This window comes from Ruegeria sp. C5, assembly GCF_056537605.1.
The window spans coordinates 66,986-79,128 of record NZ_JBQFRX010000002.1; the positions used below are offsets into that span (position 1 = coordinate 66,986).

The 12,143-nt window shown below is 58.5% G+C and carries 12 protein-coding genes; 6 read left to right on the forward strand and 6 right to left on the reverse strand.

Annotated features, from left to right (window positions below):
• Positions 1 to 94 precede the first annotated feature (94 nt).
• Genes ACR0AW_RS08275 through lpxK form a run of 4 tightly spaced genes read left to right on the forward strand, consistent with a single transcriptional unit; the run spans position 95 to position 4,445 of the window.
• Positions 95 to 1,441, forward strand: coding sequence for a TldD/PmbA family protein (locus ACR0AW_RS08275; protein ID WP_170508915.1), 1,347 nt, complete (start codon positions 95 to 97; stop codon positions 1,439 to 1,441).
• The gene (locus ACR0AW_RS08280; RefSeq protein ID WP_170508917.1) at positions 1,428 to 2,228 is read left to right on the forward strand and encodes a 3'(2'),5'-bisphosphate nucleotidase CysQ; all 801 of its coding nucleotides are present in this window, start codon (positions 1,428 to 1,430) and stop codon (positions 2,226 to 2,228) included. The genes ACR0AW_RS08275 and ACR0AW_RS08280 overlap by 14 nt, the downstream gene beginning before the upstream one ends.
• Positions 2,225 to 3,460 carry a glycosyltransferase N-terminal domain-containing protein gene (locus ACR0AW_RS08285; RefSeq protein ID WP_170732539.1) on the forward strand — a complete coding sequence of 412 codons (1,236 nt, stop codon included), beginning with the start codon at positions 2,225 to 2,227 and terminating at the stop codon, positions 3,458 to 3,460. Before ACR0AW_RS08280 ends, ACR0AW_RS08285 begins: the two co-directional genes overlap by 4 nt.
• Positions 3,447 to 4,445, forward strand: a complete 999-nt coding sequence (lpxK, locus tag ACR0AW_RS08290; RefSeq protein WP_170732541.1) for a tetraacyldisaccharide 4'-kinase — start codon at positions 3,447 to 3,449, stop codon at positions 4,443 to 4,445. The genes ACR0AW_RS08285 and lpxK overlap by 14 nt, the downstream gene beginning before the upstream one ends.
• Before the next feature lie 38 nt (positions 4,446 to 4,483).
• Here the strand turns inward: lpxK and ACR0AW_RS08295 are convergent, their stop codons facing one another.
• Together ACR0AW_RS08295 and ACR0AW_RS08300 are read right to left on the reverse strand one after the other, a co-directional pair.
• On the reverse strand, positions 4,484 to 5,149 hold the full coding sequence (locus ACR0AW_RS08295) for a DsbA family protein (protein WP_170406731.1): 666 nt from the start codon (positions 5,147 to 5,149) through the stop codon (positions 4,484 to 4,486).
• Between the two features lie 14 nt (positions 5,150 to 5,163).
• Positions 5,164 to 5,670, reverse strand: a complete 507-nt coding sequence (locus ACR0AW_RS08300; protein ID WP_170611331.1) for a DciA family protein — start codon at positions 5,668 to 5,670, stop codon at positions 5,164 to 5,166.
• A gap of 81 nt (positions 5,671 to 5,751) precedes the next feature.
• On the opposite strand from ACR0AW_RS08300, the gene mutY reads away from it, so the two are divergent.
• Complete coding sequence (gene mutY, locus ACR0AW_RS08305) at positions 5,752 to 6,807, forward strand: A/G-specific adenine glycosylase (RefSeq protein WP_480438894.1); 1,056 nt, start codon at positions 5,752 to 5,754, stop codon at positions 6,805 to 6,807.
• A 59-nt stretch (positions 6,808 to 6,866) separates the two neighbouring features.
• Entirely contained in the window at positions 6,867 to 8,003 is a 1,137-nt protein-coding gene (locus tag ACR0AW_RS08310; protein ID WP_170596781.1) for an alkane 1-monooxygenase, read from the forward strand.
• A gap of 84 nt (positions 8,004 to 8,087) precedes the next feature.
• Here ACR0AW_RS08310 and ACR0AW_RS08315 read toward each other — a convergent pair whose 3' ends face one another.
• From ACR0AW_RS08315 to ACR0AW_RS08330, 4 genes are all read right to left on the reverse strand, one after another.
• Positions 8,088 to 9,470, reverse strand: coding sequence for an adenylate/guanylate cyclase domain-containing protein (locus ACR0AW_RS08315; RefSeq protein ID WP_170398937.1), 1,383 nt, complete (start codon positions 9,468 to 9,470; stop codon positions 8,088 to 8,090).
• A 132-nt stretch (positions 9,471 to 9,602) separates the two neighbouring features.
• Positions 9,603 to 10,706 (reverse strand): site-specific DNA-methyltransferase, encoded by a 1,104-nt coding sequence (locus tag ACR0AW_RS08320; RefSeq protein ID WP_170398940.1) that lies wholly within the window; start codon positions 10,704 to 10,706, stop codon positions 9,603 to 9,605.
• 105 nt (positions 10,707 to 10,811) lie between these two features.
• Positions 10,812 to 11,429: a ribonuclease HII gene (locus tag ACR0AW_RS08325; RefSeq protein WP_170732543.1), complete on the reverse strand. Its 618-nt coding sequence runs from the start codon at positions 11,427 to 11,429 to the stop codon at positions 10,812 to 10,814.
• Positions 11,430 to 11,538: 109 nt separating this feature from the next.
• On the reverse strand, positions 11,539 to 12,018 hold the full coding sequence (locus ACR0AW_RS08330; protein ID WP_170425883.1) for a hypothetical protein: 480 nt from the start codon (positions 12,016 to 12,018) through the stop codon (positions 11,539 to 11,541).
• Positions 12,019 to 12,143 lie beyond the last annotated feature (125 nt).

Here is a 12,143-nt window from a genome sequence, read left to right on the forward strand (position 1 = left end):
CTTTCCCGCCCGAGGCACATAAAGCCAGTGGGCTGCAGGCCTTGCGGGACAGACTATCCGAGGCTAGGTCCAGAACAACAAGACCGGAGGCCTCATGACGCGAACACCTCAAACAATCAGTGAAGAGCTGCTGAATGCAGCCCGCAAGGCAGGTGCCGAGGCAGCGGATGCCATAGTAATTGATGGCTCATCCGTTTCTGTGGAAGTACGTAGTGGTGCATTGGAACATGCCGAACGCTCGGAAGCGACCGATCTAGGGCTGCGGGTCTTCCTTGGCAAACAGCAGGCAATCGTATCCAGTTCGGATAGTCGCCCCGATACGCTTACCGCGATGGCCGAGCGCGCCGTGGCCATGGCACGGGAAGCGCCGGAAGATCCGTTCACCGGCTTGGCCGCGCCTGACCAATTGGTCGCCAACTGTAATATCGACGCGCTGGAGCTGTTTGACCCAGCCCCTGAACCCAGCGCTGAAGCTCTGATGCAGGATGCGCTGGCGGCAGAGGCAGCAGCGCTGGACGTTACGGGAGTCTCACAGGTGTCAGACGCTGCGGCCGCCTATGGTACCCACCGGGTCCATCTTGCCGCGACAAACGGCTTTTCGGGTGGCTACATGCGCAGCAGCCGTTCAACCTCATGCGTCGCCATTTCCGGCGAAGGGACGGGAATGGAGCGTGACTATGACGGTGACAGCCGGACTTTTCAGTCTGACCTGCGCAGCCCCGCCGAGATTGGTCGCACGGCTGGTGAACGTGCGGTTCAGATCGTGGGAGCACGCAAGCCCCAGACCGGCAGTTTTCCGGTGGTGTTCGACGAACGGATTTCATCATCCCTGATCGGCCATCTGCTGGCCGCCAGCAATGGCGCGGCGATAGCCCGCGGGGCCTCATGGCTGAAGGAAAGCCTTGGGCAACAGGTTCTACCGGCACATTTGTCTTTGATTGAAGACCCGTATCGCCCGCGCATTTCGGGCTCGCGCCCGTTCGATGCCGAAGGGCTGGCAACACGGCGCAGGGCGATCGTTGAAGATGGCGTTCTGACCGGTTGGACGTTAGACCTGTCCAGCGCCCGCAAATTGGGAATGACCTCGACCGGCAACGCAGCGCGCGGCGTATCCGGGCCGCCGTCGCCTAGCAACTGGAACCTGAGCCTGACGCAAGGCGAGAAGACCCGCGCCGAGTTGTTGCGCGACATGGGTACCGGGCTTTTGGTCACTTCGATGATCGGATCGACCATCAATCCGAATACCGGCGACTATTCACGCGGCGCTTCGGGATTTTGGGTTGAGAACGGCGAGATCACCCATCCCGTCAACGAGTGTACCATCGCTGGCAATCTTCGCGACATGCTGATGCGAATCATTCCGGCAAACGATGCGCGGCCTTACCTATCGCGCGTTGTACCCTCGCTGTTGATCGAAGGGATGACACTTGCCGGCAACTGACCTGCCCCTGCTGATCGACGCTGCGCTTGAGGCCGGAAAGATCGCCACGCGCTATTCGGGTCCTGATGCCCAGCGCTGGGATAAACCCGAAGGCGCAGGCCCGGTGACCGAGGCCGATCTGGCCGTCAACGCGATGCTCGAACGTGATCTGCAGGCGGCCCGACCGGATTATGGCTGGCTGAGTGAAGAGACCGAGGATTCCCCCGACCGTCTGACGTGTGATCGGGTCTTCGTCATCGATCCCATCGACGGCACCCGCAGTTTTGCCGAGGGGTCGCGCACATGGGCCCATTCGCTGGCCGTAACCGAGAACGGTGAGGTCACGGCAGCCGTCATCTACCTGCCCTTACGTGATCTGCTGTATGCGGCTGCAAAAGGGCAAGGTGCAACGTTGAATGGCACTGCAATCCAAGTGTCGGGGCAAGCGCACCTGCCCGAAGCCGAGATTTTGGCGGCAAAACCCAATCTAGATCCGCGCCACTGGCAATCCGGTGCTGCACCTGACTTTCGCCGTGTATACCGCCCGTCTCTGGCCTATCGGATGGCGCTGGTTGCGCAGGGACGGTTCGACGGGATGCTGACGCTGCGACCCAGTTGGGAATGGGATATCGCCGCCGGAGATCTGATCCTGCGCGAGGCAGGCGGGCTCTGTACCGATCGTTTGGGGCAACCTCTGCGCTTCAACAATACCCACCCGCGCCTGAACGGCGTGGTGGCGGCAGGTTCAGCGGTGCATTCGGACCTTCAGGCCCGGCTTGACCCGAATGGGGCCGGAATTCCGGCATGAGCAAGCCGCGATCTCTGAGCCTTGCGGCCTATCGGGTCCTGTCCTGGGGCGTCCCGCAAAGCACGGGCCACCCCGAGATTGCGCGCCCGGAAGGTGAACTTCTGTGGGTCCATGTCAGTACACCCGATCGGTTGCGGGCCGTCGACAATATTTGCCGTCGGCTGCTGTCTGTGCGACCGGGACTTTCGCTGTTGCTGACCGCCCCACCCGATGTTGATCTGAAGGACTGGGAAGATTGCGATACCCCGATCACAATGCTGCCCGCCGAACATACCGGCGCGGCGCGCACGTTCTTGGATCACTGGCGCCCTGATATGGGGCTGTGGTTTGGCGGTGGGCTGATGCCCAATGTGATAACACGCGCACAGGAGCGGGGCATTCCGCTAATTTTGCTTGAGGCTGTGGTCGACGTGAAAACCGCAAGGGGTGGACGTTGGCTACCTGATATCACGCGATACACGCTGGATTGCTTTACAGCGATACTTGCGCCCAATGATGACAGCGCACGCCAAATCCGACGCCTGGGAGTGAACTCGGCAAAAATCTCGGTCGCGCCACCACTTCATATCAGCCCCAACCCAGAGCCCTGGCCCGAAGATGAATTGATCGAGACCACTCACACAATGGCCGGACGCCCGGTTTGGCTGGCCGCATGGGTTCAGGACAAGGAATTCATCTCGGTTCTGACGGCCCATCGTCAGGCCTTGCGGATGCTGCCACGTCTGGCTTTGGTCCTGCATGTGGCGGATATGTCCGAGTCAGCGCCCTTGTTTAAACGCCTCGAAGCGATGGACCTTCGATGCGCCAACTGGGATGAAGGCCATCCAATCGAAGACACCACACAAGTAATTCTAACAGCCGAGCCCGAGGATCTGGGCCTTTGGCATCGTGTATCCGCAGTTACCTTCATGGGAAGTTCACTGGAACGCGGGGCGCGGGGGCACGACCCTCTGACCGCAGTCGCCTTGGGATCTGCGGTAATCCATGGGCCTCATGTCAGCAAGCATCGCAGTCTCTATGACAGATTGGGGCAGGCAAAAGCCGCGTTGAAGATACGAACCGCAACAGAGTTGGGCGATGGCGTTGTCGAATTGTTGGCACCTGACCGCACAGCAGACATGGCATTGGCCGGATGGCGGATTGTCACCGAAGGGGCTCCACAGGCGGACCAACTGATCGATATGGTACAGGATACAATGGACCGGCGAGGGCGTGACGATGCGGGCACCTGACTTCTGGAACTCAGCCCCTGATCGGTTGGATCTGCGCGCCAGGCTGTTGGCGCCACTTGGTCGCCTCTATGCCGCTGCAACCGCCCGTCGCGTGGCGAGCGGGCAAGGCATCTCGCCGGGCGTACCGGTTATCTGCGTTGGCAACCTGAATGCCGGTGGCACAGGGAAGACACCGACGGTGATCTGGGTTTTGGAATATTTGAGGGATACCTGGCATCAACCTCATGTCGTGACCAAAGGCCATGGTGGCTCGCTGGAAGGCCCGGTGCAGGTCGACCCGCGCAAACACACAGCGGCTCAGGTCGGGGATGAACCCCTGTTACTCGCCGCGTTTGCCGAGGTCTGGGTTGCCAAAGATCGTGCAGCGGGCGCGCAGGCAGCCGCAGCGGCAGGGGCGACCGCGATCGTGCTGGACGACGGCTTTCAGAACCCCGCAGTTGCCAAGGATTTTTCCATCATCGTGGTGGATGCGCGGCTCGGATTTGGCAATGGCCTTTGCCTTCCTGCTGGTCCACTGCGAGAGCCTGTGGCCGTTGGATTGAAACGTGCTGCTCTCGTGTTGTCGCTTGGGGACGCCGCAGCGCAGTCAACATTTTCAGAAAGATGGGAACCTGCCCTGACGGTCCCACACGCCACCGGCGAGGTGTGTCCGCTCCAAACCGGAATGGACTGGAACAATACACCGGTTCTGGCCTTTGCGGGCATAGGCTATCCGGATAAGTTCTTTGGAACTCTGCGACAGCAAGGCGCGAAACTGCTGCGGGCCGAGGCACTGGATGATCACCAACCACTGACTTCAGCGCTGATGACGCGGCTTGAGAACGAGGCCAAAGCACTGGGCGCGCAACTGGTGACAACCGAGAAAGACGCCGTGCGCCTGCCCGCCACTTTCCGCAGCAAAGTTCTGACCCTACCGGTTCGGTTGCAAATCAATCAGGATGACAAAGTCAAAGAGTTGTTGGCGAAGGCCGCGCCTTCACCTTAGGCAGATGGCCAGCCCAAAACAGGCTGACCATTCAGGATTTAGCTGCCAAGCTCGGCTTCGATCAGCGTCTTGAAGTCGTCATAAGGCTGATTTTCAACCTTCTTCCCATTCACGACGAAAGTAGGCGTCGCCTGAATTCCATCGCGTTCGGCATTTTCCTGATACCAGGCCACCAGTGTCTGCGCGCGGGTACCGTCCTGCAGGCAAGCCTCAAGCTGATCATTGTCTATGCCAGCGAGACGCCCGATCTTGCGCAGTTCATCAACGATTTCGGCAGGACCTCCGGCACGGGTCCATTCCGACTGGCCTTCATACAGCAGGTCGGTGATGCCAAAGAACTTGTCAGGTCCTGCACAGCGCGCGACCATCGAGGCCCACAGGCCATAGCGGTCGAAATACACCTCGCGGTAAGTGAACTTTACCTTGCCGGTATCGATGAAGTCCTTTTTGAGCTGCTTGTACGCGCCCTGATGGAAATTCGCGCAGTGCGGGCAGGTGTACGATGCATATTCGATGATCTCGACTGGCGCGTCTTCGGCCCCCTGCACCATCTCGACGATGGTCGAGGTGTCCAAATCCGCCTCTTGCGCCTCAGCAGCACCAACAAGCGGGTTCGAAGGGATCGTGTTACTCGACGTTGTCAGCCAATAGCCGCCAGCGGCCACGGCGACAGCCGCACATATTACGGTTGCAATCCGGCTCATTCATCAGCCCTTTCTTAGCGTTTCTGTCTGGATAAAACGTTGCGGCCCAAACGTTCAAGGGCCGCGCGCAAATCTTCATCATCAACCGCGCGCGACACATTGTCGGCCTCAGCTGCGATTTCTGGTGAAACAACCGGTTTCGTCTGTTTCGGTTTGTGATCGAAACTCGCCTGCCCCTCAGCAAATCCGGTAGGCGCGGTCTGGGTGATACGCACCCGATTGATCGCGTTGTAACCATAGACCGCATTCACTTTGTCGCGCAGCTGTTCTTTCTGCATCTCCAGCATTGGCGCCTGCGGCCCGGTGGTCAGCACCGTCAGCGTCGCGCCAAAGCCACCCTTGGCGTATCCCACATTCACCGGCTGGGCGATCGACGCGATGTCCTGGCCCACAATCTCGGCCCAATGGGTCAAAAGGCGCGAGACGGCAAATCCCCGGCTTTCCCCGGCCTGCCTGATCCGGTCGTTCAGCAAAGTGGCGGTGCGCTTGAACCCGCGGGTCGAGGAACGTCTGCGTTGCATCTGGTTTCCAACTCCTGCGTCGCTATTGTAATAGGCTGATACCCGGACGCCAGCGAAACCCGACAGAGAGTTACATAAAACTTGCGTGACTGCACCGAATCTGACCTGAGCAATACGCTGCTGGATTGGTACGACCGCCACGCACGTGAAATGCCTTGGCGTATCGGCCCGGCAGCGCGTGCCGCAGGCGTAGCACCAGACCCCTACCGCGTCTGGCTATCCGAAGTGATGCTGCAACAAACGACCGTTGCCGCCGTTCGCGACTATTTTGTTCGTTTCACCACGCGCTGGCCAACCGTCGAGGCCCTTGCCAATGCGCAAGATGATCAAGTCATGGGGGAATGGGCTGGCCTGGGCTACTACGCCCGCGCCCGCAATCTTCTGAAATGCGCGCGGGTGGTTGCGTCCGCGCATGACGGGCAATTCCCGGACAGCTACGACGCGTTACTGAAACTGCCGGGCGTTGGCCCCTACACGGCGGCGGCCATCGCAGCCATCGCATTTGATCGGCCCGAAACTGTCCTGGACGGCAATGTCGAACGGGTCATAGCAAGGCTCTATGATATTCACGAACCCCTGCCCGCCTCAAAACCCCTGTTAAAGAAAAAAGCCGCGGCATTGACCCCGCAGCACCGGCCTGGAGATTACGCGCAGGCTGTCATGGATTTGGGTGCAACGATCTGTACTCCAAAATCTCCGACTTGCGGTATTTGCCCCCTGCATGCGGCCTGTCTGGCGCGGAAGGCGAGGACGCAGGTGGAACTGCCGCAAAAAACGCCCAGGAAGCCCAAACCCACCCGGCTGGGCCACATCTACATCGCCCAACGCGGCGATGGTGCCCTGCTGTTGGAACGCCGCCCCGATAAGGGCCTGCTGGGCGGAATGTTGGGCTGGCCCGGCTCGGACTGGTCCGAAACACCGCTGGAAAGCCCTCCGTTCCCGGCGCGATGGCACGAAATCCCCGGTGAAGTGAGACACACCTTCACCCACTTTCACCTGATCCTGCGTATTTGGACAACCGAATTGCCAGACGGTTGCAATCCGAACGGTCTGACAGTCATGGACAAACACCAATTCAGGCCCAGCGATCTGCCCACGGTTATGCGTAAGGCTTTTGACCTCTGGCGCGGCCAATAGACCGCTGGGCAAAGCCCAGTGCGCGGTCTACGGTGCCGCCAACGTTTCGGAGCCTCAACATGATCGCATCTGACACCCTGTCCCGATGGCAATCCGCCCTTCCCTTTTGGGTCTCATACCTCCTGATCCCACTGATCTGGATGACCACTACGGCAGGCGGATGGTGGGTCCTGCTGGTACCGCTTTCGACATGGTGGGTCTTTGCGGTGCTAGACCGGCTGACCGGCCTAAACCTTGAAAACGCCGACCCGGATACGCCAGATGCGGGGCTGCAATGGTATATCTGGCTGACCAAAGCCTGGGCGCCGGTGCAATTCCTCACGCTCTATGGGCTGATCTGGTACACTACCCGAGCCGTAGATATGAGCTCGGTCGAAAAAATCGGCGTGTTCTTCGGCATGGGCGTCCTTTCCGGAACGATCGGGATCAACTACAGCCACGAGCTGATGCATCAGAAAGGCAAACTGGAACGCTGGCTGGGCGATTTACTGTTGTCGATGGTCCTTTATTCCCATTTCCGGTCCGAGCACCTGCTGGTTCACCACCGCTACGTCGGAACTCCGCGTGATCCGGTAACCGCTCGCTACAACGAAGGTTTCCACCGGTTCTATCCGCGCGTTCTGCGCCAAAGCCTCATCTCAGCCTTTCGCGCCGAGCGGGAAAAACTGGCCCGCAAAGACCGCCCGTGGACCGACCCGGCAAACCCGTTCTGGCGCTATTGGAGCCTGCAAGGAGCCATGCTGCTGCTAGCATTTCTGATCGGCGGATGGGCAGGGCTAGGCCTGTTTTTGGTACAGGCCGGCACCGCGATCTGGCAGCTTGAACTCGTCAACTATGTCGAACATTACGGGCTGACGCGCAAATATCTGGGCGATGGCAAGTACGAGCATGTGCACCCGCGCCATTCCTGGAACGCGTCACAAAAGGCTTCAAACTGGCTGTTGATCAACCTGCAACGCCACTCGGACCACCACTACAAGCCAAACCGGCGCTTTCCATTGCTGCAACACCATACGCAGGACGCAGCGCCGCAACTGCCTCATGGATATCCGGTCATGACCCTTGCCGCGATGATCCCGCCCTTGTGGCGGCGTATCATGAATCCGAGGGTCCGCGCTTGGCGGCGTCAATACTATCCCGAAATCACCAACTGGAAGCCTTACAACAAAGCGCACAACCCTGCCCCTCGCACCTGACTGCAGCGCGCACCAGCGCGCTGCCCGGCCCAACGGGAAGGATCACATCTTTGATCCGGTGCTGACAGGCGGGAGCCCTGGTTGCTACAGCACCCAGACATCCATCGGGGCTGTAACACCGCGAACAGGCTGGTCCGAGTGCTGTGCAAACCCGGTCATCATGTCTTGCGCATTTGGCGTCTCGCTTAGAGCCTGAGACCGCAATGCATCGCTGACAATGATGCGCGCTTGAAAATCGCGCGTCAGGGCCTCTAGCTTCGCAGCAACATTCACCGCATCGCCGATCACTGCAAATTCCAGCCGGTTTGCACCGATATCCCCCAGTACGACCGAGCCATAATGAACCCCGACCCCGATCCGAATCTCTGGCTCACCCGCGCGCTTGCGCTCCAAATTCCAACGGTCGATCATCTCGACCATGGACCGCGCGCATGCCAGCGCATTGCTTGCATCCAGCTCTCCAGGTACGGGGGTTCCAAACGTGGCCATCAGCCCATCGCCCAAGTATTTGTCGAGTGTTCCGTGATGGCGAAACACCTCGGTCTCCATTCGGGCGTGGAAACCACGCAAAACTTCAATAACCTCATATGGATCACGGCCAGCCGAGAACTTGGTGAAGCCAACGATGTCGATAAATAGAACCGCGATATCCTCTTTGCGGACCTGCTTCAGAGGTTCGTCGTTCTGGCTCAGCTCATCCACCACATTCGGCGAAAAGTATCGAGACAGATTCGCGCGTTCACGTTCAAGCCCAGCATTGGACATCAGCAAGCGATTGAGGCGGCGCATCGACACCCCAAGCGTCACTGCGACCATGACAAAAACGATCACCTGCTGGATGCGTAGGGTTGGCATGAAACTGTTGGGATCCATGAACTCGGCCACATCCGGGTAGCCTGACAAAGCCTCGGCCACACGCTCGCTAATCCCGGGGATCGGGGTGGCGACCCACCAAGCGATCACCCATCCAGCCGTCCACATCATCGCCGTCCACGAACCGATCGCAATGACAGTGCGCCAAGAATAGGCAAGCGTCCCTGCTGCCAGGATAATGAAGAAATATTGAAAATTGTCGAACCGATACTGCATCGCCAGTGGTCGCACATCGTCGCTGAACGGGTTTGGCACAATCATCCCCAGCGTCATGATCAGCAGATCGACAAAGATCAAAAGCAACTCGGTCCGGGATTGCCCCACACGACCCGCGCGTTGGATCAGCCAACCATTGGCGCAGATCAGAAGCAGGATGAAATGGTACCATAGGACCTCCCACTGGGGATTCAGATAGATCAGCAACAGCCCGGTCAACGCCATCGCGATCCAGCGTGCACGAACAGCCAGTTCAAGCCCCTCTCGCTTGTGTCGTTCCAGTGCTGCCTCGGTATATTTGTTGTCCAGATCGAAGTTGTCCGGTTGCGTAACAAAGAACCGGCTAAGGCGGGATTGACTGGCGGTGGTCTCGGTCATTGCCTTTATCTCCCAAATGGGCTGTCAGGGGCTGCCCTATGCAACCATCTCACAGGCAAAAACAAAAGACCCCGCCGGTAACGGCGGGGCAAGGCGTAGTGCCTTGTGTCAGGCCACAGGCACCGGCGGTATTCAGTTATGCAATTCGGCCCTGATCTGCTGACGCAACACGTCAATGGGCACGGTTTTGCCATCGCGTTTGAAGCACCAATAGGTCCAGCCGTTACAAGACGGTGCATTTTCCAGATGCGCGCCAACCTGATGGATTGAACCTTTGACGTTCTGCCCTACCAGAGTCCCGTCGGCGCGGACCTTGGCTTTATGGCGTTGGTTCATCGAATACAGTTCCTCACCCGGGCGCAGCATGCCGCGTTCGACCAATTGGCCGAAGGGCACGCGCGGCTCAGCGCGCTTGCTGGCGCTGACTTCCAACGCTTCGCGGTCAAACTTACGGACCTTTGAGATACGCTTTTCAGCCACCTTGCGATAACTTTCTTCGCGCTCAATCCCAATGAACTCACGCCCCAGCATTTTCGCTACAGCACCTGTGGTGCCCGTGCCAAAGAACGGATCCAGCACCACGTCACCAGGATTGGTCGAGCCAATCAGGACACGATGCAGCAGTGATTCCGGTTTCTGTGTCGGATGCGCCTTATCGCCGTTTTCGTCCTTGAGTCGTTCATGCCCGGTGCAGATCGGCAGTACCCAATCGCTGCGCATCTGCACACCTTCGTTCAGCGCTTTCAGTGCTTCGTAGTTAAACGTGTATTTGGCCCCTTCACGCTTGGACGCCCAGATCATTGTCTCATGTGCGTTGGTAAATCGCTTGCCACGGAAGTTTGGCATCGGGTTGGACTTACGCCACACAACGTCGTTCAGAATCCAATAGCCCGCATCCTGCAGGGCGGAACCCACGCGGAAAATGTTGTGATAAGACCCAATCACCCAGATCGCACCATTGGGCTTCAGCAGACGATGCGCAGCCTTCAACCATTCCCGCGTGAACTGGTCATAAGCCCCAAAGCTGCTGAACTGATCCCAGTGATCATCGACCGCATCGACCTGAGAATTATCGGGCCGGTGCAATTGACCTTTCAACTGCAAATTATACGGGGGGTCCGCAAAAATCAGGTCAACCGACGCCTCGGGCAGACTGTTCATCGCCTCGATGCAGTCACCGGATAGAATCGTGTTTAAAGGGAGCGCGGCTGCGCCCTTTGTCTTGATTGTGGTCATATCGCTGCCTCAGTTCCACGGCGCTTTTGCGCTCATTTGGTTGAGACAAGGATGAGTCAAAGATGATTCGCCGTCAATTTCTTTTTTGAATCAGCGACTTACGATTTACTCTTGATACAAGATATTGTGGACTGGTTTGAACGAACGTCTATGGTGTGGGGTCACGCCAAGATTTTGCAACGCCTCGCGGTGCTGTTTTGTCGGATATCCGGCATTCGCCTCCCACCCATAGCCGGGATGCTGTTGCGCCAAATCCACCATCAGCTGATCACGCCAGATTTTTGCAATGATCGACGCTGCCGAAATCGACACCGACCGTGCGTCGCCCTTCACCACCGCCTGCGAGGGCAATTTCATACCGCGCGGGATCATGTTGCCATCAATCAGCAAGAAATCCGGAGCCGGGTCCAACGAAGCTACCGCGCGTACCATCGCCAGATGCGAGGCGCGCAGGATGTTGTGCTCATCGATCTCTGCAACCGTGGCTTCGGCCACCGCGACCTCTGCCCGGTCGCGCAATATCTCATCCAAACCGCCGCGACGCTTGGCCGTCAGTTTTTTTGAATCGTTCAACCCAGCGGGAATGTCATCCGGGTTCAAAATAACCGCTGCGGCTACAACCGGGCCGGCCAGCGGACCGCGCCCAACCTCATCCACCCCGGCAATTCGGGTATATCCGCGTGCCAGCAAAGCCCGTTCGAGTTCATAATCAGGTGTCGTCATACCCTTGGCAAATCGCGTTTCGTAGCGCTTCGCAAGAAAAAAGAGAGGGCAGCTTGCGCCACCCTCTCCCGCGCGGCGCTTCTATGGCGCCACTCCTGCTCGAAACCTGTTACTGGTAAACGACACGGTATCCTTTCTGGCGCAGGCAGGCGGGTTCGTATGCCCGTTTTACCTTTTTACCATTCCAGAAACCAACCTTGCATTGGTGTGGCAGGCTATCGGCATGTTTATAGTACTTCTTCAGGCAATTCGGCCCAAGCAGCGGACGCTTGTTCGAATAGGCATTGAACGTGCGCAGGCAACGCTGCGGTAGGTCATAACGGGCCACGCGCTTTGGCAACGGGCGTACAGCATGTTTTTTCTTGGCCTTCTTCGCCTTGGCTTCAGCCTGTTTGTGACGCTTGCGGCGCTCTGCCTCTTCGTCGCGCTTTTTCTCCTGATGATAGTGGTTGACCGCAGCACCTATGAGCGCGATCGCAGCCAATCCGCCGAGAATATCTCGGGTATCTGCCGCCCGTGCCTGCGACGCCGAGATCCCCGTGATGGCGACGGCGGTTGCTATGATCAGAGCGATAAATTTCCGGTGCATGATGCGTGTCCTTTCGGATAATGGGCAGGCCGGTTACCGACCGCGGAATTGATAACCTGACACTGCGACCACCCCGTTCAGACAAGCAATAACGGCATACTGTTATTCAATATCAGCACCACAAA

What these genes read in the sequence shown, in the direction of transcription:
- ACR0AW_RS08275 (WP_170508915.1), top strand. Translation starts at nt 95, where the DNA reads ATGACGCGAACACCTCAAACAATCAGTGAAGAGCTGCTGAATGCAGCC.
- ACR0AW_RS08285 (WP_170732539.1), top strand. Translation starts at nt 2,225, where the DNA reads ATGAGCAAGCCGCGATCTCTGAGCCTTGCGGCCTATCGGGTCCTGTCC.
- lpxK (WP_170732541.1), top strand. Translation starts at nt 3,447, where the DNA reads ATGCGGGCACCTGACTTCTGGAACTCAGCCCCTGATCGGTTGGATCTG.
- ACR0AW_RS08295 (WP_170406731.1), bottom strand. Translation starts at nt 5,149, where the DNA reads ATGAGCCGGATTGCAACCGTAATATGTGCGGCTGTCGCCGTGGCCGCT.
- ACR0AW_RS08300 (WP_170611331.1), bottom strand. Translation starts at nt 5,670, where the DNA reads ATGCAACGCAGACGTTCCTCGACCCGCGGGTTCAAGCGCACCGCCACT.
- ACR0AW_RS08310 (WP_170596781.1), top strand. Translation starts at nt 6,867, where the DNA reads ATGATCGCATCTGACACCCTGTCCCGATGGCAATCCGCCCTTCCCTTT.
- ACR0AW_RS08315 (WP_170398937.1), bottom strand. Translation starts at nt 9,470, where the DNA reads ATGACCGAGACCACCGCCAGTCAATCCCGCCTTAGCCGGTTCTTTGTT.
- ACR0AW_RS08320 (WP_170398940.1), bottom strand. Translation starts at nt 10,706, where the DNA reads ATGACCACAATCAAGACAAAGGGCGCAGCCGCGCTCCCTTTAAACACG.
- ACR0AW_RS08325 (WP_170732543.1), bottom strand. Translation starts at nt 11,429, where the DNA reads ATGACGACACCTGATTATGAACTCGAACGGGCTTTGCTGGCACGCGGA.
- ACR0AW_RS08330 (WP_170425883.1), bottom strand. Translation starts at nt 12,018, where the DNA reads ATGCACCGGAAATTTATCGCTCTGATCATAGCAACCGCCGTCGCCATC.